Raw genomic sequence first — 23,679 nt, 5'->3', positions numbered from 1 at the left:
TTCCATTGCCGAAAAAAGAAACAAAAAAGTCTAGGCGGAAGAAAACAATCCTAAATTCTACGTCGGATCACTACACTTTCTTAACTCGTCCAATTTCATTGAACTCAAACAGAAGAAAGTGCTTAACGCTTCACCTACTTGAATATTTACGGAAGGTTTTCTGAAGCCGGGGTTAAAAATGGGTGATGGGTGTTGGGTGTTAGGTGTTGGAAGTGGGAAATTGGAAGCTGGAAGTGGGAAGTTGGGTGTTGGGTGTTGCTTCTCGATACATCGTGATTTAATTAAAGGATACTATTATTCTTTTCTATAGGCATTGTGAAAAACATCCATCCCCTGCCCTTCCTTCGAAGGAAGGGGGTTTGATTCTTTGTGAATGAAAGATTTTCTTAAGCCGGGGTTAAAATGGCTGGAAGCTGGAAGTTGGATTGTTGGATTATTGGATTATTGGATTATTGGATTATTGGATTATTGGAAGTTGGCTATTGGAGATCATAATGTCATGCTGAGTTTGTTAAAGTATCGCGATTCTCGACTTTAGAACCTATACTATATTTATTCCTTTCTTTTTCCATTACTGAAAAAAGAAACTAACCTGCCGGCTCAATGAATTAAACATAGATCTCAATCGCAATTCCAAGCTTGTTTTTATTAGTAAACTTGAACAACTTCGTCCGCGGTATTTACAAATACCTTATCCTCTGAAGTGGGTTTCACAATAAAGTTACCTGTAAAGTTGCCAAAGGCCGGGAAAATCATTTGGTTCTCTTTCTTATAAAAGCAACTCAATTTTAATCTTTGTCTACCAAAACCAAACAGCTCAACGCCTGGGTGGATGTGCCCAGAAAAATTAAAAAAGCCAATTTCATCTTGTGGATAATGTGTCAATAGGAATGAATCTATTTTCCATTCTTCTTTAACGCTGATATTTATTTTATCGTAATGATTTGTAGCTATAATATCATGATTCCCAGAAACTAACACAACATCACTGGTTAATTGTTTAACCCACTTTTTAAATAGCAACCATTCATTGTTTATAGAACTGTGAAACAAATCACCTAAAAAACAAACAGTTTTAGGTTTGAAAAAGGAAACAACTTCCTGTAATTGATTAAAATTATGGTAAATACTATTTTGTGGCACTGCACTACCATGTTTTCTAAAATGCGTAACCTTCCCCAAATGCACATCTGCAATTAGTAAAATGCTCTTTTCATTCCAGTAAGCAACACCTAATGGGTGCAGAATAAAGCTTTGGTCATTACATTTTATTTCTAGTGTTTTCATAGAGAAGAAATAGGTTTCAAATCAAGATTTTTCTAATTGCATTGTCATTCGCCTTATTCTGTCTGCTAATTTTTCCGAAGATAATTTAGCACGTAAACGATCCGTAATTATTGGAAAAGAAAAAGGGGTTGGTTTTACACATTGCTTCCAGACCATGGTTTGGTTATTGATTCTTTCTAATGCAGATTGGAGTCTTCCTTCTTCTAATTGATGCTCATACATTTCTCGAAATGCTTGCTGAAACAATAAATTTTCTGGCTCATACTCTTGAAACACACTAAATAATAATTGAGAGCTCGATTGTAAATGTTTACTCTTTACTAGTTTATTTGGAAATCCAGTAAAAACCAATCCTGAAATAACAGCAATATCCCGAAATTTTCTTTTTGCCATTTCCGAAGCATTGATACTTTTTTCTAAATCACTTCTTAAATAATCACTTGTAAAAAGGTTATTATCTATAATCGCTTGCACATCTATTGGTTGGTCAGAAAGTAACTCGAAACCATAATCATTAAAGGCTATCGTAAATGTTATAGGAAGTAATAAACTGATGCGATAGGCTATTAAACTTCCCATCGCTTCATGTACAAAATAACCTTCGAAGGGATAGAAAACGGCATGGTACCCTTCTCGCGTTTTAAATGTTTCAATTAAAAACTCTGCATTGTTTGGAATAATACTTTCACGTTTTTGCCTTAAAAAAATTGGTTCTAACGCTTTTAATTCTTTCGATTTTTTAGCGGAATCTGAATTCGCAATGTAGAGTTCTTCACGAAGTAATTCGCTCATCTCTGATGAAAAGCTCATACGTCCTCCCATCCAACTGGGAACTTTAGAGGTTTTTTGTTTCGACTTTTTCACTAAAACCTGCATGTTTCGAATACGGAATAATTCTAGTTTTTTTCCTGCGAACGTAAAGACATCACCTGGTCTTAATTTAGAGATAAACCATTCTTCAATAGAGCCTATAAATCCACCTTTTAAATATTTTACTGTTAAAACTGCATCACTTACAATTGTTCCAATTTGCAAACGATGACGCATTGCTACTGCTTTACTATTTACTTTAAATTTACCATCAGGTTCAATTTCTACCCGTTTATATTCATCATACGCCTGTAAACTTTGACCTCCTAGTGTTATAAAATTTAAAATCCAATGGTATTGTTCTTCTGTGATTGCCTGGAAACAAAAGGTGCTTTTAATTTCTGGATAGATTTCGTCTGGATAAAAGCCATTAGACACTGCTAAGGTTACTAAGTACTGTACTAAAACATCAAAACTATTGAGATGAGGCACTCTATCCTCCACAACATTATTTTTTACTGCCTTACGCAAAGCAGAAGCTTCTATTAACTCGATTGCATGTGTTGGCAGAAAATGAATAACGCTTGTTTTCCCCGGTTGATGACCACTTCTTCCTGCTCGCTGCATAAAACGAGAAACACCTTTAGGGCTCCCAATTTGGATAATAGTTTCTACAGGAGCAAAATCTACTCCTAAATCTAAACTCGATGTACAGACCACTACTTTCAGATTGCCTGTACGAATAGCTTCCTCTACCCAAAGTCTGGTTTCGCGACTAATACTACCATGATGCATGGCAATATCTCCTGCAAATTCTGGATGCTTTTCTAAAATTTTTTGAAACCATATTTCGCATTGCGCTCTTGTATTTGTAAATAATAAAGTAGACTGACTTTTTTCTAAAATAGGAATTATGTCTTCTAATAAATGTAAGCCTAAATGTCCTCGCCAGGGAAATTTTTCTATTTTTTTTGGAAGAATGGAAGCGACTGAAATGTTCTTTTTTATTTTCGCTTTTATTAAAACAGAATTTGATATGACCTCACTTTTAGTACCTAGTAATATATCTCTTGCTTGCTCTAAATTGCCAATAGTTGCCGAAATACCCCATACACGAATCGCAGGAGCAATTGTTTGTAATCGCGATAAAGCTAGCGTCATTTGTACACCTCGTTTATTGCCTACTAATTCGTGCCACTCATCTACAACCACACCAATTAGATTTTCAAACATTTTATCATACCCTTTTGCAGCAAGCAATAATTGTAAACTTTCTGGTGTTGTAATTAATAAATTAGGCATCTTTCTTTTCTGCGCGGCACGTTCTTTTTGTGACGTATCTCCAGATCTTATACCAACTGTTAACGGGATCTCTAATTCCTCTACAAAACGTTCTGCTGCTTGTTTAATTTCTACGGAAAGTGCACGTAAGGGTGTCACCCAAATTGCCAATAATCCCTTTTGTGGTTTTGTTTTATAGTTAGGATTTTTTTTTATAGATTCTAAAACAATTGGTACCCAAAGCGCATAGGTTTTACCACTTCCGGTGGGAGCGTTTAAGAGTCCGTTTTTACCTTGAAGAAAAGCAGTCCACGTTTGTTTTTGAAACGGAAATGGTTTCCAACCCTGCCTTTCAAACCAACTTTGAGCTATTTCTTCTAATTCCTTTCTATTCATGTATTAAGTAAGCATTAATGCTTTTAAGTCTTCTAATTTATTAGCCTCTGCTATTTTTTTATCCTTTCGCCATCTTAAAATTCGTGGAAAACGTGTTGCATAGCCACTTTTATGTCTTTTTGATTCAGTGATACCTTCAAACGCGATTTCAAATACTAATTCTGGAGTAACACTTCTTACAGGACCAAATCGTTCTAAGGTATTCCTTTTAATCCAAGAATCCACTTTTTTAAATTCGGAATCTGTTAAACCAGAGTATGCCTTTGCGAAGGTTACTAATTTCTCTTCATCATCCCAGAGTGCAAAGGTATAATCTGTAAATAAATTTGAACGCCTACCATGACCTCTCATAGCATAGGTTAAAACGGCATCTATAGTTAAAGGATCTGTTTTCCACTTCCACCAATCGCCTTTCTTTCTTCCTACTTGATAGGTGGAATCTTTCCGTTTTATCATGAGTCCCTCGCTTCTCATTTCTCGTGCTCGATCTCTTTCCGAAGCTACTTCATCCCAAGAATCGCAAGACACTGTTTCTGACAAATATATGGGTAGCTCAGTGCCACTTAAGCGCTTCATTAAGCTTTCGAGAATAGCTCTTCTTTTTATGAAAGGTTGTTGTCTTAAATCTTTGCCTTCCCATTCCAAAATATCATACGCTTTTAAAATCACTGGGGTTTTAGCTAACAATGCTTTGCTTATTGTTTTTCTACCAATTCTGGTTTGTAAATCCTGAAATGTACCAATCTCATTATCTGGAAATGGTAAAATCTCTCCATCTAAGACTGTTCCGTTTGGAATGACAGCTGTAAAAGAATGGAATTCCGGATATTTATCGGTTACCAATTCTTCGCCTCTACTCCAAACAAATAATTCATCTTCACGAATGATTACCTGAGAACGAATTCCGTCCCATTTGTGCTCAAAACTCCAATCGTTTACATTGCCAAGATCGGAAACAGCTCCTTCTATTCCATAAGCCAAGTAAAAGGGATATGGTTTAGAAAGGAAGTCGGAAGCGCTTTCTTTTAAGACTAAATCTTCGAATGAAATGGTATTAGGATCCCATTTTCCCATTAATTTATAGGCTAAAATATCTTCGTCAATATCCGTGGCTTTAGATAAAGCCCTCGTCATTAACTTCTGGCTTACCCCTATTCTAAATCCACCAGTAATTAATTTTGTGAATACAAAGCGTTCGTAATAATTAAGTTTACGCCAGTTGTGGGTGACATATTCCTTTTTAAATTCGTCAGTTTCTTTTTTAAGAGCTAACATTTCTCTTAAAAATTGTGTGAGTGATTTTTCACTATTTTCATTAGACGTTGGAACAACCAATGCGATAGTTTCGGCTAAATCACCAACAATATGATACGATTCTTCAAATAACCATAATGGAATATTTGCCAATTCGGAAGCCCAAATTCTTAGCAAGGTTGTGTTAACCGGTCGTGGCGGACGTCGATGTGATAAAATGGCGATCGTCCAAACACGATCCTCATCGCTTGCCTCTTTAAAATATTCTGAAAGCGCATTTACTTTCAAGGTCGTTTTGGTTGTGCTGTCTAAAGTTCTAATTAATTCTGCAAAATTTTTCATGCTACGCTCTCACTTTCTTTTTTGGTATCAGACTCGTTTAACTCACCTTCATACTGTGTATTTTCTGTTCGTGCATCTAAACCTAGTGTTCTTAGATATTTTGAAAATATTTCAGTATAACCATGTGTACAGATTACCTTTTCAGCACCAGTAGCTTCTACAGCAGTGAGCAATTCTTGCCAATCGCAATGGTCTGACAATACAAAACCACGATCTACAGCCCTACGTCTTCTCGCTCCTCTAAAAGCCATCCAACCACTTGCCGAAGCGGTTACATAAGGCACCATTTTACGAATCCATGTAGAACCATGTGCACTTGGTGGGGCTAAAACAATGTTCCCTAATAATTCTTGTTTCGTTGTTTCTCTTGTAATTCTTGTCGTTTCCGGAAAATCTATCATGGGTCTAATTACTTCTGTCATATTTTCTATGGCTCCATGGGTGTAAATCTTACCAATATCTGTATCTAAATATTTAAGTAAACGCTGAGCCTTTCCTAAGGAATAGCCAAAAAGAACTGAAGTTTGCTTTGCCTCTCTATTCGTTTCCCACCAGTTATTAATATCGCTAAAAACTTCTTTTTGAGGGGTCCATTTAAAAGCAGGTAAACCGAAGGTACATTCTGTAATAAAGGAATGACATTTTACCGCTTCAAAAGGTACTGCAACACCATCGTCTTCTAATTTATAATCTCCAGAAAACACCCAAACTTCTCCGCGATGCTCTACGCGAATTTGAGAACTACCAATAATATGGCCTGCCGGATGCAGTGAGAATTTTACGTTATTTATAGTAAAAGTTTCGTTGTAATTTCTGCCACTTACATTAATATCACCCAACCTGTGTTTTATTATTGGAACGTTGGTGTGATGTGTGATATATTTTTTATGACCATACCGACTATGATCTGCATGACCATGCGAAATTATTGCGAAATCTACTGGTTTCCATGGATCTAAATAGACGTTGGCAACTTCGCAATAAATTCCATTTTCATTAAAAGCTAAAAGTGGTTTGTGCATAACAACTCTTTTTTACTTAAATATAAAAATTTCTGAGCAAAGAAGTAATTGTGAATTGTTAAGAGTCGATATTTATATGATTACCATTAAATGTACTGCAGTGCTAAGATTTAAAACAACTCTTTAAGTCAGAGGTAGCCTGCATTGAGTACTCCGAAGTTTATGTTGATGCTCACAAAAAACAATCACTTCAGTTTCCAAGTCTTAGGTATAGAAGCATTCAAATGTTAAAATTAGATGGCAGAAAATCAATCTCTGCTCTCAGTTTCTATATTTAAGTTTAAAAATTTGAACATGACTGCTCATTAATTGCACTTTAGAGGCTTCATTTTTATTGTGATCATCCTACAATAATGAGTTCGAAGGTATCAGCTTCGTAGCATTTAAAACAAGGGAAATTATTTGAAAGGTTTTCTAAAGGCAAGACTCTGTAACGATACAGTAAATTTTGTATATTCAATACAAATTAAAATTAACTATGTATTTCAGAAAAAAACATGGTAGAGGTTTTACCTACAAGGATAAAAATGGTAAAACAATAAAAGACGAAAGTATCCGCGAGTGGATAAATTCGCTTGTGATACCTCCAGCATGGACCGATGTAGAAATAGACGAGAATAAAAAGGCAGATTTGCTGGTGACCGGTAGAGATGATAAGGATCGTAAACAATATATTTATCATCCTAACTATATAGAAAAACAAAATGCTAAAAAGTTTGATCGTATCATCAAATTTGCGGACCAATTAGAACATATGCGACGGGTTACGGGACAACACTTGCGAAAGCGAAAGTTAAATCGTGAGAAAGTGATGGCCACCATGCTACGACTATTGGAATCCGCATTTTTTAGACCGGGAAGCGATAGCTATTCAAAAGAAAACGCCACGTATGGCTTAACCACTTTACGTCACAAACATCTTACTATTAATGGTGATGAAATACTATTTAACTACAACGGAAAATCGAACCAAGAGCAAGAAAAACATATTGTTGATAAAAAGCTAGCTAAAATTGTACAGGAAATTGATGACATGCCAGGCTATGAAGTTTTTAAATACCTTGATGAAGACGATACTATAGTTGATGTAAAGAGTGAAGATTTAAACGCTTATATTCGTGAGGTAATGGGTGAAGAATTTTCGGCAAAAGATTTCAGAACCTGGGCGGGAACTATGATAGCTGCCATAGCCTTAGACGAATTGGGAGTAGTTGATCGCAAGGATCAAAAATTGCTTGATGAAAATATTAAAGAGGCTGTTAATCAAGTTTCAGAAAGTCTTGGAAATACACCATCGGTTGCTAGAACTTCCTATATTGATCCACGAATAATAGAAGAGTATACTCAAGGTCGGACTCTTAACTATTTTGAAGAAGAAATCAACAAATTGCTTAAGGACGTTGAACGTCTTTCCAAAGAAGAAATAGGCGTGCTATATATGCTCCGCAATCGCTTAAAAAAGAAATGATAATTTCGTAAGTATTTTTTTAAACAGGCTACAAAGGGCAATCCCTTATCACTAAATCGTGTTCCAAAACATCTTCAGTTTCGTGTTCACTTTGTTAGTAAATAATGAGGGGTAATTTAGGGAATTTTTGGGTTAATGAGATGCTTTAAAAGGAATTATATGTGGGAGAGTTAGTAGGTGAATTTTGAGTGGATAATAGGCTCATATAATTTGATAAATTTTTGTTGAAACTTGGTTGAAGGGATGTTGAAATAGGTCTCTCCAAATTCATAACTTCCTGAATATGAATATATTTTTATATCTTTAAGTGCTCTTAGTGTAAGAATACCATGATTCTTGATACAAGAATTAAGTGTTAAAATAGACAAATGAAAAATGACATCTCAATAATTGAAAAAAACTGGTTTGAAACAGAGATTACAGATGAGAAAGTAAAAGCATATCTTGAATATATTCTTTCTTATAAAAGAAAATACTTGTCATGGTATTTGACAAAACGCAAAAGAGCTCGTCGAAGTTCTTGGATGCATTTGCTTCCTGCTTTATGCTTTTTTGGATTAAGTTTAATACTTCCGTTGTTATCAAGTGTAGAATTACCAAAAAAGTATACATTGGATACGAGTTCATTATATGCTCTTGGCTATATTTCTCTTATTCTCTCAACTTTATTATTACTAGCAGATAGGTTATTTATACATTCCAAAAGTTGGATTCGATACACGATTACACTAAACCAAATGGAAATTGTTAGTTCAAAGTATTATGCAAAATGGTTAATTAACTTCGTAAATATTAACTCGAATAACGAATCAGCAATTCAAATTTTAAATAATTTGGACAATGAATTAAAAGAAATTATTAAATCTGAAACAGATAACTGGAAAGATCTATTTACGGGACAATTAGACGAATTTAATAAGCAAGCTAGCGATAAACTCAACAAATCAGATGCTCAAATTGCAAGTCTTTTAAAAGACTCTGAAAACAATGCTATTAAGTCAAATAAAGTTAATGTTGAAATAAAAGCAACTGATCTTAAAATTAATCAAGAACTTAAATTGGAACTTTATCTTGATGAGAAAGAAATAGAAAAACACGTTATAGATTTAAAATACCCAAAATGGGATATATCAAATATTTTTATAGGCACATATAGGCTTGTCATCCACATATTTGAAGATCAAAAATTTATGCGTACAGATAGTCGGTTTATAATTTTGAAAGGTGATAAGGAAGTGCACACTGAGGTCATCATAATAAATAAAAACGCTAACACCGCATCTACAGATATGGCTTAGTGATTATTTAATTGAAATTACTGCTTTTAATCAAAACATGAATCGTTGGAACTAACTTAGATTTTTAATTCTCACGCTGCTTCGATAAATTAGAACATAGAGGAGAATTGGGTAATTGTCGTTAATTTAACCTGCAAGTTTCGTTATTGTTACGATTCATTCATTAAATTGTTAGCCACAGTAATTTAGAAATATGGAAGTAATTGAAATTCAAGACTGGTATGAATTTAAAGACCTAGTTTCTTCTAAAAACATGCATAGTTGGATTTACAGAGGCCAATCTAATGCATCCTGGCCGATGGTAAGTTCGTTATCAAGATATTTAATATCTTTTAAAGTACATAAGGATGCGTGGTCTCATCAAGAGGAAAGACTTTTAAGGATTTTTAAAAGAAAAGCACACCATTTTCTCAATCACCTTCCTAATGATAATGAGGCTTTTGAATGGCTAGCATTAATGCAACATTTCGGAACTCCTACTAGATTAATTGACTTTTCATTTTCTCCTTATGTTTCTGCCTTTTTCGCGATTCATAGAACAACCATTGACTCTGCTGTTTGGGCAATTTTTCCACCTAATTTTGATCGCGACGATACAGTTACCTTAATGGACGGCACAAAACTAAATCCAAAAGAAATGTGGATGAGAACTGAAAACAGTTATGAAAATAATTTTCTTCCTGGGACTAACAATTTTTTGGTTATGGGAGAACCTGAAAAAATGAATCAAAGGTTAATTGCACAAGCAGGAACATTTGTAGTTCCTGGTGTGCTTGACAAAACTCTTGAATCTGTTGTGCTAAATTATTATCCTGATGGAGATAAATGTATAAAGAAAATTATTTTAAAAAAGGATATTAGAGACGAAGCTATGAGAGATTTATATCGATCAAATATAACAGAATCCACCTTATTTCCAGGAATTGATGGTATGGCACGATCATTAGCTTTTGATTTAGAGTATCATTGGGCTTACAATCCTAAAACAATGAAAAAATTGCCTGGTTTTGATAATCCTCCATTTGGTCTTCCAAAAGGAATAAAGTAATTACAAAGCATAACAAAGTATATGTTATCATGGCTTCTTTCCAAATAGCATTATGATTACTAAAATTAATTGACTAAATTGGTTTTAGTAATATAAAACATAAGCTTGCGTTTCTTTCCGAAGTATTGGAATCACTTAGCGCCGACTAATTAAAGTATAGAAGACAAGTGTATAATTGTCACTGCTTCAATTTCAGGCTACAAGAAGTAAGTACGCACTTTACTAAACGCCCTGTTTTATATACATACCAGTTGGCAACAACAAAATTTCTTAAAATTTCCCCTATTTAAAGTTTAATTTAAATTATCCAGAATATATAATGCTTAAAAAGTTTAAGGAGCGAACAAATAGAATAAGAGGTAACGATATTTTTATATCATATTCAAGAGCCGACTCATTAGACTACGCACTTGCTTTAGCAAATCAATTGTCTACTAAGCAATATTTTTGTTTCTTAGATCAATTTCATAACCATCCAGGAGAAAAGATTCCTAAATCACTAATGGATGCGTTGAAAAGTTGCTCTGCAATGGTAATAATTCTTTCTCCCAAGGCTTTTCGGTCAAAGGCTATGTTACAAGAAGTCATTGAATTTAAAAACACGAATAGACTGATAATACCAATAAAAATTGACCACATCGAAGAACTTGGAGTATATTTTGAAACTCTAAAAGGATTGGCTATTACCTCAGAAAAAATAGATGCTTGGGAAGATTCGGAGCCATCAAAAAAGATTATTGACAGAATTATTGGATCATTTGTTTATCGAAAAAGGATCAAAGTACTTAGAAATGCAGGCGCAACAGTAATGGCCATTATCATTGTCGGAATTTTAGTTGGGGTGACCTATTCATTTCTACTCAAAAAGGATATCGATAATTTACAAGATGAAAAAAAAGAATTAGTAGGTCAGAAAAATAATCTAGAAATTCAAAAGATAGGATTAACTGATTCAATTAACACAAAAAACAATTTAATTTCTGAACGTAACTACAAAATATCACATTTAGATAGTTCTCTTTTGAACTTAAACATTGAATTAAATGAATCTGAGATAGTTTTAAAACGATTAAACGATTCTGCTCAGACACTTTATGCGTCAAATTTAATTGGACTTGTAAAAAATGAAGAATTGCTTAACAATAATTTTTTCTCAAATGATTTCGATCCGTTTAACATCAATAGAAGGATGTTACTCGCTATTGAGTCCTACAAGATCAATAGAAACAAAGATGCAGAATCTATACTAAATTCTGGGATTTATTTTTTAGGTCCGCAAATGTTTAAAAGAATATTTGATGAAAAAGTTGTCCATATGTCAATGAGTCCTATTTCATATTCTGAAAATTACTTTGCTATTTTACTCAAAAACGGTGATATTTATTTATCTGAAGTTAATAAAACATTTGAATTAAAGAAATCAATTAGAGTGCCACAAGCATCGAAACTATTTTTCTTAAATAGTGATGAATTACTCATTGTAAAGCAAATTCCGAATCAAACCGAAATTATAACATATAACCATAAAACACAAGTAAAGAATTCATTTATTGTCCCTGTAAGCTGTAAGAAATTAGACTTTGATGATAAGAACTCCTATTTATATCTAATGGATTTTGAAGGTAAATTACTATGCTATGATTGGAAACAAAAGAAAGAAGTCTTTATACAAACAGAATTATTTGACTTCGCTATTAATAAAACCAAGACTGAATTTTCAATCGGAACTCCTCGAAAGACTAATGAAATTGCTCTATGGAAAGGTGATACTATTCGAATATTTGAATTGAATCCCAACGTTGGAATAGAAAAAAGCAACGTCTACCTCCCCTACGATTTGTTTTCTAGCATGCACTATTCCATTGAAGGAAATTTTGTAGTTAACGGAACAGACCTCGCTGGTTTAAGCCAAGGAACCTCAATAAACAAAATGTACTTTAGTAAAGCTTTTAACTTTAGATTTTCAACTGATAGGGAGCAAACTTTCACCTACAAGCGTGGTATTGGAAATGTTGGTTTTGGCCAGAATGATAGTGAGGTTTACTTTTCATCTGAAATTGGAGGTCCTAATGTTATACACTTTATGCAAATGTATACCTACACTTCTCAAGTGAAAGAAATTTTTAGAATACTAAGTCCTACTGAAATAACACATTTATATTTTGACCCATTTGATAAGGTCTTATTTGGAATAGACATTAATGGACATCTGATAGGTTGGGATGTTTCGGACATCTGGAAAAATGAATCAGAACAAAACAAGTTAGAAGGTAATTTATTAATTGATGAAATATGTAAAAGACTTCTTTCCAATTTAACACATGAAGAATGGAAGCATTACATTAAAGACAAGCCTTACTGTAAAACCTGTTCCGAATTAGATTAAAGCGAAAAATGATAAGGGAACATTTATCTGAATTTAACAGGTTTTGAAATTATTGAGGAAAATCCATCGCTGTTTCCAACAATTAACATGCAATCTTGACTTATTAAGAAATTGAGTTGAAATTCCTTCTTTTTAGCAAAAAATGAGTTATTTGATTAACTAACTAATCATTGTCATAAGTAGGACAAATATGTTTTCTAATCATATCTTCATTAATCTTTCTTAGATCATTTCCCTTTACAGGATGCACACCTGGGGAAGAGTATAATTCAAGATCATTATCCCCCACTTTGTAATACCATACTTTCGGATCACCTTCTTTATTAAAAAAGAAATCTTTCCTACAATCCGCTTCCAATTTTCTAAAATTGGCAAGTAACCCTGGATCGGTAGGTTTAGCATTTTCTTCTTCACAATGCACTTTAATATATTGCATTCCATCCCAACGCATGCATTTTTTTATCGTGGTGTTGTAAATAAAAAATCCAATAATAGCGAGCAAAACAATTATCACATAACGAAATCGATATTCATTTGTTGATTTATTGCTATTCGCATTTATGAAATCTCCATAATTTTCATATTCAAGATATTTGCAAAACTCATTGAGTATCTCTCTTGAAATACTATAATCTTCTTTTGTTCCTAATTTCTGATGGTAGGTGCCAATGCTTCTAGATGTTGGGGGGTTCAATCCCATTTCATCCATAGTATTATGTATATGGGTCGCTAATCCATTTTTAGTATTCGGCGCTCCCTCCTCCAAGGCTTTTTCGAATACCATTGATAATAATTTATACTGCATGTTACTCTCCCGTTTCATTTGTTGAAAATTACAACTTCTTTTCGAAAATCATTAGAAAATCCTTTTCAATAAACTTTCCAAAACCTTTCCAATCGCTTTCCATTCTTTCCGTTTACATCTTCATTTATTTGCTTCAGAAAAGATACACAACATAGTCTTTGTAGGCAATGCGATAGGTATCTAATCTAAAATGGAGCTGCGAAGCGAAGGGATATACCCAATGAGAAGTAAGTATAAAACTTTGCTTCTGCACTCCAAACTTCTCAACTGGGGAAAGACGTCTTCTCCTCTTTTTACTAAGCGATTTACATCGCAATTATAACTGAGTAATCATTCGGACAGCCATTGGTATGTCCTATCTAAAACACATACAAAATGAAGAAATTAGCACTAATATTACTTACGGTTTCCCTCAATTTGGGACTTTTTTCCTGTACACCCCAAAGTATTTCGGAAGGAACAAACACCTCATATCAAGATTGTTGTGGTGACGATGATCATACGCCACCACCACCGCCACCACCAGGAAATGGAGGATAATTAAAAATTGATTAGATAACCTATCAAATTAGTTTTTAACTTTGAGGGATGAAATCGTATAGAATTTTGTCCCTCTTTTTTTATTTTCTCATAATAGGGCTTATTAATTCTCCCGTTATTGGCCAGCAATCTTCGCCCGATAGTATCATTTACAACAGGCAATTAGTTTTAGAACCTAAAAATAATGATGATCTTATTAAAGGTTATACATTCTTTCGAAATCATAAAGAGCAAAGCTTCCGGTTAAAAGATACCATCTCTACCTTATACTATTTACAAATGATAGCCATTGCAGAATCGGAATTAGGAGCTTTTCATGAAGCAGAGGAAACAATTGCTGAAGCTCTTAATTTAATTGATTATAATAGCAGCCCAAGCTCTTTTATTGAAGATAAGATAAGACTAAATACCGAGTTGGGTATAGTTTATCGTGCGCTCCACGATTACGATAAAGCCCTTGAAGTTTATGAAAAAACCTTGTCCATTTCTCATCCTTCAATGGATAGAATTTCAATTATAAACAATATGGCAAATGTTTATAGAGATCAAGGTAAATTTAACCAAGCTGAGGAAGAATATCAAAAAGTTTATAAGGAACGATTATTACGAAATGATTTAAGAAGGACCGCAAGGGCACTGAATAATTTAGGGTCAGTTCAAGGTAAATTAAACAATCCAGAAGGTATCAAAAACATGCTTGAAGCCCTTGAAATAAGGATTGCAGTAGAAGATGTATCAGGCACCTTTTCCAGCTACAATCACTTAACGGATTATTACAAAGACAAAAATGAGATTGTTAAGGCAAAACATTATGCAGTTCTTGGTTACGAATATGCAAACAACTACAGTCCGAAGTATAAATTACAGGCGTTAACTAATTTATTAGAACTTAGTAATGATAAATTAGTTGTACAGTATGGAAAATTGAACGATAGCATAAATACTGCGAAGCTATTAAGAGACAATAAATTTGCGATCGCAAAATATAATGTAGAAAAGGAACAACGAAAAACTTTAGAAAGCGAACTACAACGAGAAAAACAGAAGAGAATTACATTGTTTTATCAGTCTATTGGAGGGTTCATTTTAGTTGCTTCAGGATTCCTATATTTCTTACTTCGATCAAGATTTAAAAAACAGAAACTTAAAGAAATTTATGAAACAGAAACCCGGATATCAAAAAAAGTCCATGATGAAGTAGCAAATGATGTTTATCAGGTGATGACGAAGATTCAGGGCGCATCAACCAATTCAGAAACATTACTTGATGATCTGGAATCCATTTATGTTAAAACAAGGGACATCTCGAAAGAGAATAGTGCCGTGGATGTAATCCATAATTTTGAAACTACTTTAAACGACTTATTGCTGACTTACCAGAATTCTAACGTATCCATTGTCACAAGAAATAGCAGTAAAATCTCGTGGAAGCAAGTTTCAGAAGCCAAAAAAACAACAATCTACAGAGTATTGCAGGAACTTATGACGAACATGCGAAAACATAGTGATGCCACTTTGGTATTGGTCAGTTTTCAGCAAGAAAATAATAAGATCTCAATTACATATAGTGATAATGGCAAGGGCTGTGACCTCAAAAAGAACAACGGGCTTCAGAATGCGGAAAACCGTATTCATACTGTAAAAGGAACCCTTATTTTTGAATCTGAAAAAGGAAATGGTTTTAAAGTAAAAATGACGCTATAGCAAATGTTTCAGAAAGTATTAATTTCAGATGATCTAGGGAGTATCAATCAGGGCGTACTTAATTGTCTTGAAACGCTTGGGGTGAAAGACATCGTACAGACACAGTACTGCGACGATGCTTACCTTCAGCTTAAAAAAGCAGATAGAGAACAAGTCCCATTCGATTTATTAATTACAGACCTTTCATTTAAAACCGATCATCGAGAACAAAAATTTCCTTCAGGAGAAAGCCTTATCGCACAGTTAAAAAAGGAAAATCCTTGCTTTAAGATTATCGTCTATTCGGTGGAAGACCGACTTCAAAAAGCACGATCCTTACTCCAAGAACACCATTTGGATGCTTATGTCTGTAAAGGGAGAAAAGGCCTTACCGAATTAACACAAGCCATCACTGCCGTTTATAACAATCAGCAATATACCTCACCCCAAGTTTCTAATGCTACTCATGCCAATTTGCAATTAGAAATAGACGAATATGATATCAATTTACTAAAACGACTTTCGAACGGCTATTCACAGGATGAAATTAGCCAACAGTTGAAGGACAAGCATATCTCTCCTAGTAGTTTGAGTTCCATTGAAAAAAGACTTAATAAGCTCCGTATTCATTTCAAAGCCAACAATGCTATTCATCTAGTGGCTATTGTAAAAGACATCGGACTTATATAAACATTCCCAAAATAAGGAAAACCGTAAAACACCCCTCTTTAAAGCCCATAACTTTGTAGTGGTTTGGCTGTTTTCCGAAAACTGGGGAGTTTTAAAAAATCAGTCAGCATGCCCTTACGGAATTCCGTAAGGGTTTTTGATTTTATCGAGGTAGGTTTGAAGTTCAATAACCAACTTATTAAATCATGAAAATTGTTACATCAATACTTTTAGTAATTCTAATGGCAATATTAGGCGGCTGTTCCACTTCCAAAACCCTTCGTTTTTCAAATAAACAAGATGATATAGTGAATACAGAATCGCTGCGAGATTTCCTTAATTCGAATAAAAATCCTAAGGTCGTGCTCCGGGTGAATACCTCTTCGTACACAGTAACAGAAGATGAAAACATAGACTACCTATATAATATTATTGAAAATCAATTGCTGGCTAGTGGGTTTGTGGTTAGAGACCGACAGTTGTTTAATCAGATTATAGGTAATGAAGAAAATACAGTGGATTATGAAAAGCTAAAAGATAAGTCGGACACCGATCTCATCATTGAACTTACCAAATTGAATCCCCAAGTTATATACAAGACCAACAAGTACTTTAATAAAAACGGGGACGAGCGTATAGAAAGTTCTTTTATCCATGAACGTTATGGCGCTTCCGTTGAATTTAAGGTAATCCTCATTAACTCAAATGAATTTGCTGGAATCTATAAATTCAATTATACCCCTTGTGTTGATGGCTGCGTTATCTCAAAATCTTTGAAGGAATTAACCAAAGAAAGAAAAGCGAAAGAAAAGGAAGAAAAAAAGGGATATGAAGGTGTAGAAAAAGATGAACTGGAAATCTTTATAAAAGATGCTACACAAAAGTTGGTAGCAGAAATGAGAGACTAGTTTTTCAACATTATAAAATTAAAGACGATTATTTATTAATTATAAAAAATTATGGAACTCCAAATTCAACTTAAAGCTTTAGCAGAAAAAATTGATCTCCTGAAAGATAAAATACATACGGAAGAATCCACCAAACATGCATTTGTCCTCCCTTTTATAAATATTCTAGGTTATGATACTTTTAATCCAACTGAAGTTGTCCCAGAGTTTACGGCGGACCTTGGACTTAAAAAAGGTGAAAAAGTAGATTATGCCATTTTCCAGAATGAGACTCCAATATTAATTGTTGAATGTAAAAATTGGAAAGAGGATCTAACTATTCATAACTCACAACTATTTCGTTATTTCCATGTGACCAAAACTCGTTTTTCTCTACTAACAAATGGTATAGAATATCAGTTTTATACTGACTTAGAAGAGCCAAACAAAATGGATCAAAAACCGTTCTTGGAGTTTAACATCACTAATTTAAAGGATAATAACATTATTGAAATCACTAAGTTTCACAAATCAAATTTTGATGTTAACTCAATTGTAGAAAATGCGAGTTCATTGAAATACACGCGTGAGATCAAAAAGCTAATTAATGATGAAGTTAATAGTCCTACACATGAGTTTGTAAGAATTTTTGCTAGCCGAGCATATTCAGGCCGTCTTACAGAAAAAGTCATGGAAGAGTTTACTGAAGTAGTACATAAGGCATTTAATCAAACTATAAGTGAAAAAGTTAATGACCGTTTAAATGCGGCAATCAATAAAGAAGCTGAAAAACAACAGGAAGATAAAGTTGAAGTTCCTATAGAAGACCTTAAAATTATTACCACCGAAGAAGAATTAGAAGGGTACAGGATTGTCGTTGCCATATTAAGACGGAAACTTCCAACTAACAGAATTGTGCACAGAGACACGCAATCTTATTTTGGAATCTTGTTAGATGACAACAACCGCAAACCCCTCTGTCGTTTACATTTAAACGGAGGAAATAAATACTTGGGAATCTTCGATAAGGATAAAAATGAATCAAGAGAACTAATAGAAAGCATTGATGACATTTATCTATTTGAAGATCAACTTTTAAAAACTGTTGATTTTTATGAAAAAGAATCAGTAAGCTAATTTTAGATTAACAATATGAAGACAATCAATTTCAATAAAGTCAAAGAATATACAGACAGAGAATTAAGAGAATATCAATTGATTGCTCAAGTGTATGCCAACAAAAGATTATCGGCTATAAGCAATTGGCTAACATTTATTGGTATTATAGTTCTTTTCAGCCTAATCATAGGCTTTCTAAGCAGTTTGTCATAATCCATAATGATTGATTATATAAACAATTAGAATCATCGTAAGTAATCTCGTGAAGTTAAACGCTTTACTGACTATAACTTTAAATAATTAAATCTAAAAAAATATGGCAACGTATTACGTAAACAAAAAAGCACAATCTAATGGAGATCATGAAGTACACAAAAGTGACTGCAGGTATCTTCCTAATTCTGACAATAGAAAGTATCTAGGCGAATATAGTAATTGTAAAGATGCTGTAAATGAAGCCAAGAAAACCTATACACAGTCTAATGGATGTTACACCTGTTCGAATGAATGTCACACTTCTTAAAAGTAAAAATAGGTTAATTTCATTAATATGCGCAGGCATGTTACTATTTGCCCTATTGAACTTACCAATAGAATATTACACCTTATTACGGATAGTCGTTTTTATTGGAGCGTTATTGGTCGTTGTTGAAAATCTTAAAAAATTACATTGGTTATTCATCTTCTTGTTAATTGCCATTCTTTTTAACCCTGTTTATCCAGTATATCTACTTCAAAAGGGTATATGGATGCCTATTGATCTTGTTTGCGCTGCACTATTTGTAATTGAAGCTATTAAAAAAAGTGAAGATGATTCACCAGTAACTACTGATAATACTGATGAAGCAAAAAAATATCAACGAGATAAAATAATATAAATGACTTTAAAACCTATGGAAAATCCTAATATTTCAGCTGAGCTGAAAGGCCATTTCTTACGATTATATCAAATTGCACTATCTGATGAGGATTTCAGCCCTATAGAAATGCAATTACTTTACAATTTCGCTAAGGAAAGGGAAATTTCAAAAAAGGAACTTGACAATATTTTAATCTCTCATACTGGTGTAGTATCAATTCCTAATACAGTTGAAAAACGAATCGAATATCTCTTTGATTTCGCTAAAATGATATGGGCTGACAATATAGTAACGGAAGACGAATATAACGCGTTAAAAAAATATTGCAGAAAATTTGAATTTCTCGAAGAGAATATCTCCACTTTGGCTGATTATTTAATCCAGAGTGCCAAAGAAAGTAAAACTAAGGAGACAATATTGAAAGAACTTGAAAACTAAAATATACGTATGGGAATTCTAAAAAATCTGACGCAAATAAAATCAAAAAAGGATGTTGAGAATACGTCAAACACTGGAACCCTCGATGAACAGAGAAAAACTTTTCATCAAGACGGTCACAATTCCTCAAAATCTTGTCAAGGTAGACCAGAGAATTTAAAAACTAATTTAGATGCCATTTACTATAAGTTTGAGAATAAATGTAAGGAAGAAGACCATGAACAAACAAAACTTAAACAGCCTTATATTACTGAATTAAAGGGTAATAAAACTACACTTTTAAATAAGAATGACGAACTCGGCAGGGAAAAAGAGAATTTGAGTGAAATTGAAACAAAAATTGAAACATTAAAAAAAGATATTATAAAAGTTAGAAGAAATCCATCTGATTTTGGAATCCCGGTAGACAAACGATCTTCTGCTAAATTCTGGGTTGGTTTTACCCTTCTAGCGTTTTTAAGCATCTACATTTTTATCTTTTATATATCCACTTCCTTTTCTGCATTCTTTAGAACATTTAACCCCGCAACAGAGCTATTTGGTGGTATGTTTTACCCCAAAGCATTGCAAGAAGCATATGCGGCAGGACCATTAGAGTTGGGATTTATACTTTTTATTCCATTTGTCTTTTTTGGTTTAGGATATCTGATTCATATGTTTCAACATACAAAAAGCATAATGAATATCATTAAGGTAGCTATGTTATTTGCTGTTACATTCCTTTTTGATGCCCTTCTAGCTTATTTAATTGATGAGAAATTATACAACCTAAACAAAACATTTGAAGACCCAGCATATGCTATTGCTGTGGCATTTCAAAGTCCTAGTTTTTGGGTAATCATTTTTGCTGGATTCATTTCCTATATCATATGGGGACTTGTTTTCGATTTTGTTATGAAAGAACATGCTGACAGAGATAAAGTTGCATCGTTTATTCAATCTATAGAAGATGATATATCAAATTTGAACAATATTTATAGTAAACAAAAGGATCTAGTCTTGTCACTAGAAAAATTCATGGATGAAATCAAAGTTAGATGTACGGAGCTAGAAAATATTATTGACGGCTTTATTTTACCTATTAGAAACTACAAAGCATTATCCGCAGAATATCTGCAGGGCTGGCAGGAGTGTATATCATCAAAAATCGCCCTTGGTCATGACGAGACCAATCAGTACTTATCTGAATCCAGAATGGTCTACGATAATCATGTTAAAAAACTTGATCTTGACACAGATGATTATCAAAATAAAGTTTATCGAAAAACACTGTAATTATGAAAATACAAACCCTACTATTCTATTTTTTTTTATTCCTCATTATAGGATGTCAGGAAGATAAGACGGAAAAAAAAGTTGACAAGTCGCTACTTAATGTTAAAACAGCAATTTCCCTTGATTGTCCAAAATACATTGCTGAAAACAAACAAAATAATCTTAACATAAGTATACTTTTAGATTTGTCTGATCGAATTATTGATGAGAGAATTGTTGAAAAAGATACTGCTTATCTTAGCAGCATTGCTGAAACATTTATAGCGCATATTAAATCAAAGAAGCTTATTCTTTTGCAAGATAGAATGCAGCTTTTTTTTAATCCTGAACCTAGCAATGGAAAAATTAATGAAATAGCGAAAGACTTGCAAATACAGTTCACAAAAAATTCTCCGAAGGCTCAAATTTCCTTAACTGAAGAGTTGTACCGAAAAAAACCCATAATACTTTACAAGTTAGCGAAACAGGATGCCACAAAACCTGAGGATTACCCTGGTTCTGATATATGGAGATTTTTTAAAGATGATGTAAAAGACTATTCAATATCTGATTGTCATAGAAATATCCTTATAGTATTGACAGATGGCTACATGTATTATGACAAAACTGAGATGAATGAAAAAAACCATACATCTTATTTAACACCAATATCACTCAAAAAACTGAATTTGAACAATTCAAATTGGAAGAAAAAAATTGAGAATAATAAATTAGGCTTCATAAAAGCTAACGAGGGATTAGAGAATCTAGAGGTGCTGGTTTTAGGAGTGAATAGTGTTAATCCTGAAAACCCATATACCCTTGACATCATAGAAACCTATTGGACAAATTGGCTCTCAGATATGGGTGTAAAAAAATATAAAGTAAAAAATTCTGATATATCTTCAAATGTTAGCAAGGTGATCAAGGATTTTATTCTAAATTAACCGAACCAAATTAGATTATCTATTAAATGATCAACTTTAAAAGTAGTACGTTACTCTCATTAATTTTACTTTTTTTAATTGGATGGAACAGTTATTCTCAGGTATTATCAGGCAAAGTAATTGCCATCACAGACGGAGATACTTTTAAGCTTATGACAATAGATTCAATAATTCATCGTATTCGCATAGCGAGTATTGACTGTCCCGAGAAAAAACAAGCTTTTTCCAAACGGGCCAAACAGTTTACATCGGATGCCGTTTTTGGAAAGAACATTATAGTAGAAGTTGCCAGTACCGATCGATATGGCCGGTTGATCGCCAAAGTACATTATAATGATTCTTTGGTATTAAATGAGGAACTATTACGTAATGGATTGGCATGGCATTTTGTAAAGTACTCGAAAGATACCCTATTACAAGAATTAGAAGATCATGCCCGAAACGAAAAGATTGGTTTATGGCAAGACCCATCTTCAATCCCTCCTTGGGAATGGCGATCCAAAAAGAAGAAAAGTAAAAAACTACGTAATAACCCTTAATAATAATCCCACTCCAAATAAGTAAATTGAACCATTGTAAATACCATTATGAAAACATCAACTCCCACCCCATTACTTTTAACCAGCCTTGCTACTCTGAGCTTTTTTATATCGGGGTTTACTATTTCCGTTTCAGACGTTTATATCTGTAAAGGAAATTATAGTAAAAAATATCATTACGCCAAAAACTGCAGGGGTTTATCTAATTGCTCTACCGATATTTATGCGGTAACGTTATCAGATGCCAAACAGATTGGAAGAACCTTGTGTGGGTGGGAAGATTAAGATTTTAATAATAAAGAATAACATATTTGTTGTAATATACCTTGGGACGAAATACTAGTGGATATTTTATAAGAACTCTAGGGATATTGATACCGTTATAAACGATATCCGCAGTTGGACATCATTAAAATAATCGAGAATGAAGTTTGAAATTATAGTAAATAACATATTTGATGACGTGAAGTTAGACGATACTTTAAGTCCAACTAACAACAAATCAGTTCTTGGGATAATCAATGACTTCGAAAACGGAGAATGGAGATATGAAAAATTTCAAAATTATGTTTGGGATAATATTAAAGAAACCGCATTAAGCCTAAACGAAAGACAAGCTTTGTTGAATGATGGTGCAGGTTCAATTCTTACAGAATCTGCCAAAAAACTACGTCTAGTCGAATCATTAGATGCAATAGGAAGAGGTAGTGAAATCGCTGAAATTGTACTTTATGGCATAATGAAGGACCACTACTCTGCACTTCCAATTGTACCGAAAATTTTTTATAAGCAAAATACAGGAGATGAAGCTAAAGGTTCTGATAGTGTTCACATTGTCGTAGAATCAGAAGATTCATTTTCACTTTGGTTTGGAGAATCCAAATTTTATAACACTATTGAAAATGCTCGATTGGACAAAATTGTCGCCTCTGTAAAGGACTCTGTAAGTTTAGCGAAGATCAAAAAAGAGAATAGTATAATTACTAATCTAAGCGACATCAATGATTTTGACGAGATTTCTAATGATTTAAGATCTAAAATTAAAGCAAGTCTTTCGCAAGATGTATCAATCGATAAAATAAAACCAATTCTAAATATTCCAATTTTACTATTATATGAATGCGAGCAAACTAAATTAGAGACAGATTTGACAGCCGAATATAAGCAAGACATTATTGATTATCACAAAGAGAGAGCAACACAATATTTCAAAAAACAAATTCATAAATGTTCAGATGTACATTTATACGAGAAAATTAAATTTCATATAATCCTTTTTCCGGTTGCGGACAAGGATAAAATCGTGGAAAAATTTATTCAAATAGCAAAAGCTTATAGAGATTAGA

At 33.4% G+C, this 23,679-nt stretch carries 23 protein-coding genes; 18 read left to right on the top strand and 5 right to left on the bottom strand.

The genetic code is table 11. From position 1 onward, the window contains the following. Positions 1-373 precede the first annotated feature (373 nt). Positions 374-538 carry a hypothetical protein gene (locus BXY75_RS17100; RefSeq protein ID WP_170152846.1) on the top strand — a complete coding sequence of 55 codons (165 nt, stop codon included), beginning with the start codon at positions 374-376 and terminating at the stop codon, positions 536-538. Positions 539-648: 110 nt separating this feature from the next. On the opposite strand, the gene pdeM is transcribed toward BXY75_RS17100, so the two are convergent. Genes pdeM through BXY75_RS04885 form a run of 4 tightly spaced genes read right to left on the bottom strand, consistent with a single transcriptional unit; the run spans position 649 to position 6,392 of the window. Continuing rightward, a complete protein-coding gene (pdeM, locus tag BXY75_RS04900) occupies positions 649-1,287 on the bottom strand; it encodes a ligase-associated DNA damage response endonuclease PdeM (protein WP_121906562.1) in 639 nt (212 codons plus the stop codon). Positions 1,288-1,308: 21 nt separating this feature from the next. Further along, complete coding sequence (locus BXY75_RS04895) at positions 1,309-3,774, bottom strand: ligase-associated DNA damage response DEXH box helicase (protein WP_121906561.1); 2,466 nt, start codon at positions 3,772-3,774, stop codon at positions 1,309-1,311. 3 nt (positions 3,775-3,777) lie between these two features. Continuing rightward, a complete protein-coding gene (locus BXY75_RS04890) occupies positions 3,778-5,370 on the bottom strand; it encodes an ATP-dependent DNA ligase (protein WP_121906560.1) in 1,593 nt (530 codons plus the stop codon). Then, complete coding sequence (locus BXY75_RS04885; RefSeq protein ID WP_121906559.1) at positions 5,367-6,392, bottom strand: ligase-associated DNA damage response exonuclease; 1,026 nt, start codon at positions 6,390-6,392, stop codon at positions 5,367-5,369. Before BXY75_RS04885 ends, BXY75_RS04890 begins: the two co-directional genes overlap by 4 nt. Positions 6,393-6,870: 478 nt before the next feature. On the opposite strand from BXY75_RS04885, the gene BXY75_RS04880 reads away from it, so the two are divergent. From BXY75_RS04880 to BXY75_RS04865, 4 genes are all read left to right on the top strand, one after another. Continuing rightward, a complete protein-coding gene (locus BXY75_RS04880) occupies positions 6,871-7,860 on the top strand; it encodes a DNA topoisomerase IB (RefSeq protein ID WP_121906558.1) in 990 nt (329 codons plus the stop codon). Between the two features lie 368 nt (positions 7,861-8,228). Beyond that, positions 8,229-9,158, top strand: coding sequence for an SLATT domain-containing protein (locus tag BXY75_RS04875; RefSeq protein WP_121906557.1), 930 nt, complete (start codon positions 8,229-8,231; stop codon positions 9,156-9,158). 193 nt (positions 9,159-9,351) lie between these two features. Next, entirely contained in the window at positions 9,352-10,206 is an 855-nt protein-coding gene (locus BXY75_RS04870) for an FRG domain-containing protein (protein WP_121906556.1), read from the top strand. Positions 10,207-10,525: 319 nt separating this feature from the next. Beyond that, positions 10,526-12,592, top strand: coding sequence for a toll/interleukin-1 receptor domain-containing protein (locus BXY75_RS04865; protein WP_121906555.1), 2,067 nt, complete (start codon positions 10,526-10,528; stop codon positions 12,590-12,592). A 163-nt stretch (positions 12,593-12,755) separates the two neighbouring features. Here BXY75_RS04865 and BXY75_RS04860 read toward each other — a convergent pair whose 3' ends face one another. Further along, positions 12,756-13,415 carry a hypothetical protein gene (locus BXY75_RS04860; RefSeq protein WP_147437229.1) on the bottom strand — a complete coding sequence of 220 codons (660 nt, stop codon included), beginning with the start codon at positions 13,413-13,415 and terminating at the stop codon, positions 12,756-12,758. 357 nt (positions 13,416-13,772) lie between these two features. On the opposite strand from BXY75_RS04860, the gene BXY75_RS17095 reads away from it, so the two are divergent. From BXY75_RS17095 to BXY75_RS04800, 13 genes are all read left to right on the top strand, one after another. Next, positions 13,773-13,937 (top strand): hypothetical protein, encoded by a 165-nt coding sequence (locus BXY75_RS17095; RefSeq protein ID WP_170152845.1) that lies wholly within the window; start codon positions 13,773-13,775, stop codon positions 13,935-13,937. 48 nt (positions 13,938-13,985) lie between these two features. Beyond that, the gene (locus BXY75_RS04855) at positions 13,986-15,641 is read left to right on the top strand and encodes a tetratricopeptide repeat-containing sensor histidine kinase (protein WP_121906553.1); all 1,656 of its coding nucleotides are present in this window, start codon (positions 13,986-13,988) and stop codon (positions 15,639-15,641) included. A gap of 3 nt (positions 15,642-15,644) precedes the next feature. Further along, positions 15,645-16,310 carry a DUF5932 domain-containing protein gene (locus BXY75_RS04850; protein WP_121906552.1) on the top strand — a complete coding sequence of 222 codons (666 nt, stop codon included), beginning with the start codon at positions 15,645-15,647 and terminating at the stop codon, positions 16,308-16,310. 185 nt (positions 16,311-16,495) lie between these two features. Further along, positions 16,496-17,197 (top strand): hypothetical protein, encoded by a 702-nt coding sequence (locus tag BXY75_RS04845; RefSeq protein WP_121906551.1) that lies wholly within the window; start codon positions 16,496-16,498, stop codon positions 17,195-17,197. Positions 17,198-17,248: 51 nt separating this feature from the next. Beyond that, complete coding sequence (locus BXY75_RS04840) at positions 17,249-18,313, top strand: type I restriction endonuclease (RefSeq protein WP_121906550.1); 1,065 nt, start codon at positions 17,249-17,251, stop codon at positions 18,311-18,313. A 15-nt stretch (positions 18,314-18,328) separates the two neighbouring features. Then, positions 18,329-18,508, top strand: coding sequence for a hypothetical protein (locus BXY75_RS17010; protein WP_147437228.1), 180 nt, complete (start codon positions 18,329-18,331; stop codon positions 18,506-18,508). A 103-nt stretch (positions 18,509-18,611) separates the two neighbouring features. Further along, positions 18,612-18,818, top strand: a complete 207-nt coding sequence (locus tag BXY75_RS04835; protein WP_121906549.1) for a hypothetical protein — start codon at positions 18,612-18,614, stop codon at positions 18,816-18,818. Then, positions 18,799-19,173 (top strand): DUF6804 family protein, encoded by a 375-nt coding sequence (locus BXY75_RS04830; RefSeq protein WP_121906548.1) that lies wholly within the window; start codon positions 18,799-18,801, stop codon positions 19,171-19,173. The genes BXY75_RS04835 and BXY75_RS04830 overlap by 20 nt, the downstream gene beginning before the upstream one ends. Further along, positions 19,174-19,593 (top strand): hypothetical protein, encoded by a 420-nt coding sequence (locus tag BXY75_RS04825; protein WP_121906547.1) that lies wholly within the window; start codon positions 19,174-19,176, stop codon positions 19,591-19,593. A gap of 9 nt (positions 19,594-19,602) precedes the next feature. Further along, complete coding sequence (locus tag BXY75_RS04820; protein ID WP_121906546.1) at positions 19,603-20,868, top strand: MFS transporter; 1,266 nt, start codon at positions 19,603-19,605, stop codon at positions 20,866-20,868. 2 nt (positions 20,869-20,870) lie between these two features. Continuing rightward, positions 20,871-21,794 carry a hypothetical protein gene (locus BXY75_RS04815; RefSeq protein WP_121906545.1) on the top strand — a complete coding sequence of 308 codons (924 nt, stop codon included), beginning with the start codon at positions 20,871-20,873 and terminating at the stop codon, positions 21,792-21,794. Positions 21,795-21,820: 26 nt separating this feature from the next. Beyond that, a complete protein-coding gene (locus tag BXY75_RS04810) occupies positions 21,821-22,333 on the top strand; it encodes a thermonuclease family protein (RefSeq protein ID WP_121906544.1) in 513 nt (170 codons plus the stop codon). A 424-nt stretch (positions 22,334-22,757) separates the two neighbouring features. Further along, positions 22,758-23,678 (top strand): HamA C-terminal domain-containing protein, encoded by a 921-nt coding sequence (locus BXY75_RS04800; protein WP_121906542.1) that lies wholly within the window; start codon positions 22,758-22,760, stop codon positions 23,676-23,678. The last annotated feature ends 1 nt before the right edge of the window (position 23,679 follow it).

Source organism: Ulvibacter antarcticus (genome assembly GCF_003688405.1).
In the GTDB taxonomy this organism is placed as follows: domain Bacteria; phylum Bacteroidota; class Bacteroidia; order Flavobacteriales; family Flavobacteriaceae; genus Ulvibacter; species Ulvibacter antarcticus.
Note: the sequence above shows the minus strand (reverse complement) of the source record. Positions and strands in the feature narration are given on the sequence as shown.

Coding starts and splice junctions, on each gene's coding strand:
- BXY75_RS17095 (WP_170152845.1), top strand. CDS start 13,773: ATGAAGAAATTAGCACTAATATTACTTACGGTTTCCCTCAATTTGGGA.
- BXY75_RS17100 (WP_170152846.1), top strand. CDS start 374: ATGAAAGATTTTCTTAAGCCGGGGTTAAAATGGCTGGAAGCTGGAAGT.
- BXY75_RS04830 (WP_121906548.1), top strand. CDS start 18,799: ATGAATGTCACACTTCTTAAAAGTAAAAATAGGTTAATTTCATTAATA.
- BXY75_RS04875 (WP_121906557.1), top strand. CDS start 8,229: ATGAAAAATGACATCTCAATAATTGAAAAAAACTGGTTTGAAACAGAG.
- BXY75_RS04835 (WP_121906549.1), top strand. CDS start 18,612: ATGGCAACGTATTACGTAAACAAAAAAGCACAATCTAATGGAGATCAT.
- BXY75_RS04815 (WP_121906545.1), top strand. CDS start 20,871: ATGAAAATACAAACCCTACTATTCTATTTTTTTTTATTCCTCATTATA.
- BXY75_RS04840 (WP_121906550.1), top strand. CDS start 17,249: ATGGAACTCCAAATTCAACTTAAAGCTTTAGCAGAAAAAATTGATCTC.
- BXY75_RS04885 (WP_121906559.1), bottom strand. CDS start 6,392: ATGCACAAACCACTTTTAGCTTTTAATGAAAATGGAATTTATTGCGAA.
- BXY75_RS04810 (WP_121906544.1), top strand. CDS start 21,821: ATGATCAACTTTAAAAGTAGTACGTTACTCTCATTAATTTTACTTTTT.
- pdeM (WP_121906562.1), bottom strand. CDS start 1,287: ATGAAAACACTAGAAATAAAATGTAATGACCAAAGCTTTATTCTGCAC.
- BXY75_RS17010 (WP_147437228.1), top strand. CDS start 18,329: ATGAAGACAATCAATTTCAATAAAGTCAAAGAATATACAGACAGAGAA.
- BXY75_RS04895 (WP_121906561.1), bottom strand. CDS start 3,774: ATGAATAGAAAGGAATTAGAAGAAATAGCTCAAAGTTGGTTTGAAAGG.
- BXY75_RS04855 (WP_121906553.1), top strand. CDS start 13,986: ATGAAATCGTATAGAATTTTGTCCCTCTTTTTTTATTTTCTCATAATA.
- BXY75_RS04820 (WP_121906546.1), top strand. CDS start 19,603: ATGGGAATTCTAAAAAATCTGACGCAAATAAAATCAAAAAAGGATGTT.
- BXY75_RS04865 (WP_121906555.1), top strand. CDS start 10,526: ATGCTTAAAAAGTTTAAGGAGCGAACAAATAGAATAAGAGGTAACGAT.
- BXY75_RS04800 (WP_121906542.1), top strand. CDS start 22,758: ATGAAGTTTGAAATTATAGTAAATAACATATTTGATGACGTGAAGTTA.
- BXY75_RS04850 (WP_121906552.1), top strand. CDS start 15,645: ATGTTTCAGAAAGTATTAATTTCAGATGATCTAGGGAGTATCAATCAG.
- BXY75_RS04860 (WP_147437229.1), bottom strand. CDS start 13,415: ATGAAACGGGAGAGTAACATGCAGTATAAATTATTATCAATGGTATTC.
- BXY75_RS04890 (WP_121906560.1), bottom strand. CDS start 5,370: ATGAAAAATTTTGCAGAATTAATTAGAACTTTAGACAGCACAACCAAA.
- BXY75_RS04825 (WP_121906547.1), top strand. CDS start 19,174: ATGACTTTAAAACCTATGGAAAATCCTAATATTTCAGCTGAGCTGAAA.
- BXY75_RS04845 (WP_121906551.1), top strand. CDS start 16,496: ATGAAAATTGTTACATCAATACTTTTAGTAATTCTAATGGCAATATTA.
- BXY75_RS04880 (WP_121906558.1), top strand. CDS start 6,871: ATGTATTTCAGAAAAAAACATGGTAGAGGTTTTACCTACAAGGATAAA.
- BXY75_RS04870 (WP_121906556.1), top strand. CDS start 9,352: ATGGAAGTAATTGAAATTCAAGACTGGTATGAATTTAAAGACCTAGTT.